The organism is Bacillus sp. ABP14 (genome assembly GCF_001831375.1).
Lineage (GTDB): Bacteria > Bacillota > Bacilli > Bacillales > Bacillaceae_G > Bacillus_A > Bacillus_A paranthracis.
The window spans coordinates 280,001-282,500 of the sequence record NZ_CP017016.1 but is presented as its reverse complement, the minus strand read 5'-3'; the positions used below and the strand labels follow the sequence as shown (position 1 = coordinate 282,500).

The following is a 2,500-nucleotide window of genomic DNA, read 5'->3' as shown; positions in this document are numbered from 1 at the left end:
ACAAATAAACGCTTGGGATTATGATAAAGTTTGAATGTATATATTAAAACGATCTCCTTTAAAGAAAAAATATTTCCTGGTTCCTTTGTTGACTGAGGCAACAAAGCACGTCGCAAGGACTTAAATAGCAGCATCTTCCTCGGTTCTACTCCTGAGAAGTTCACAATATATTTAAGTAAGCAAATCCATCGTACCTATTCTCTTTACAACAGCGAGTTTTTATTTATTAATGCGTGGAATGAGTGGGCAGAAGGTACTTACTTAGAACCAGATAAAAAGCATGGATTCGCCTATTTAGAAGGAGTTAAACAGGCAATTAAGAGAGGTATGAAAGCATACAAAAAAGACGAGTCATTCTGACTCGTCTTACAGTTGCTTGGCGACGTCCTACTCTCACAGGGACAAGGTCCCAACTACCATCGGCGCTAGAGAGCTTAACTTCCGTGTTCGGTATGGGAACGGGTGTGACCTCTCTGCCATCATCACCAAACTATTGAAGGCATATTCCTTCAAAACTAGATAACATTTGCTACATATTATATGGTTAAGTCCTCGATCTATTAGTATTCGTCAGCTCCACATGTCACCATGCTTCCACCTCGAACCTATCAACCTGATCATCTTTCAGGGATCTTACTAGCTTACGCTATGGGAAATCTCATCTTGAGGGGGGCTTCATGCTTAGATGCTTTCAGCACTTATCCCTTCCGCACATAGCTACCCAGCTATGCCCTTGGCAGAACAACTGGTACACCAGCGGTGCGTCCATCCCGGTCCTCTCGTACTAAGGACAGCTCCTCTCAAATTTCCTACGCCCACGACGGATAGGGACCGAACTGTCTCACGACGTTCTGAACCCAGCTCGCGTACCGCTTTAATGGGCGAACAGCCCAACCCTTGGGACCGACTACAGCCCCAGGATGCGATGAGCCGACATCGAGGTGCCAAACCTCCCCGTCGATGTGGACTCTTGGGGGAGATAAGCCTGTTATCCCCGGGGTAGCTTTTATCCGTTGAGCGATGGCCCTTCCATGCGGAACCACCGGATCACTAAGCCCGACTTTCGTCCCTGCTCGACTTGTAGGTCTCGCAGTCAAGCTCCCTTATGCCTTTGCACTCTACGAATGATTTCCAACCATTCTGAGGGAACCTTTGGGCGCCTCCGTTACACTTTAGGAGGCGACCGCCCCAGTCAAACTGCCCACCTGACACTGTCTCCCGGGTCGATAAGACCCGTAGGTTAGAATTTCAATACAGTCAGGGCGGTATCCCACCAGCGCCTCCACCGAAGCTAGCGCTCCGGTTTCAAAGGCTCCCGCCTATCCTGTACAAACTGTACCAAAATTCAATATCAGGCTACAGTAAAGCTCCACGGGGTCTTTCCGTCCTGTCGCGGGTAACCTGCATCTTCACAGGTACTATAATTTCACCGAGTCTCTGGTTGAGACAGTGCCCAAATCGTTACACCTTTCGTGCGGGTCGGAACTTACCCGACAAGGAATTTCGCTACCTTAGGACCGTTATAGTTACGGCCGCCGTTTACTGGGGCTTCAGTTCAGAGCTTCGCTTACGCTAACCCCTCTCCTTAACCTTCCAGCACCGGGCAGGTGTCACCCCCTATACTTCGCCTTACGGCTTCGCAGAGAGCTGTGTTTTTGCTAAACAGTCGCTTGGGCCTATTCACTGCGGCTTTCCGTTAAGAAAGCACCCCTTCTCCCGAAGTTACGGGGTCATTTTGCCGAGTTCCTTAACCAGAGTTCTCTCGCACACCTTAGGATTCTCTCCTCGCCTACCTGTGTCGGTTTGCGGTACAGGCACCTTTTATCTCGCTAGAAGCTTTTCTTGGCAGCGGGGAATCAAAGACTTCGCTCCATAAGGAGCTTCCCCATCACAGCTCAGCATACGCGATAAGCGGATTTGCCTACTTATCAGCCTAACTGCTTGGACGTGCACAACCAATCGCACGCTTCTTCTATCCTTCTGCGTCCCTCCATTGCTCAAACGATAAAGAGGTGGTACAGGAATATCAACCTGTTGTCCATCGCCTACGCCTGTCGGCCTCGGCTTAGGTCCTGACTAACCCTGAGCGGACGAGCCTTCCTCAGGAAACCTTAGGCATTCGGTGGACGGGATTCTCACCCGTCTTTCGCTACTCATACCGGCATTCTCACTTCTAAGCACTCCACCAGTCCTTCCGGTCTGACTTCACTGTCCTTAGAACGCTCCCCTACCACTGATACCATTCGGTATCAATCCGCAGCTTCGGTGGTGTATTTAGCCCCGGTACATTTTCGGCGCAGAGTCACTCGACTAGTGAGCTATTACGCACTCTTTAAATGGTGGCTGCTTCTAAGCCAACATCCTAGTTGTCTAAGCAACTCCACATCCTTTTCCACTTAATACACACTTTGGGACCTTAGCTGGCGGTCTGGGCTGTTTCCCTTTTGACTACGGATCTTATCACTCGCAGTCTGACTCCTAAGGATAAGTCATTGGCATT

Annotated in this window: 2 rRNA genes and 1 pseudogene (2 of these 3 cut by a window edge); 1 reads left to right on the top strand and 2 read right to left on the bottom strand. The window is 49.6% G+C overall.

What is annotated here, in order from left to right:
• Positions 1-360: pseudogene (locus BGI23_RS01590) on the top strand (glycoside hydrolase family 99-like domain-containing protein) (its annotated part extends 101 nt beyond the left edge of the window); the annotation flags it as partial.
• A gap of 14 nt (positions 361-374) precedes the next feature.
• Here BGI23_RS01590 and rrf read toward each other — a convergent pair.
• Positions 375-490: ribosomal RNA gene (gene rrf, locus BGI23_RS01585) — 5S ribosomal RNA — on the bottom strand.
• Positions 491-540: 50 nt separating this feature from the next.
• A 23S ribosomal RNA gene (locus BGI23_RS01580) occupies positions 541-2,500 on the bottom strand; it runs 962 nt beyond the window's last position.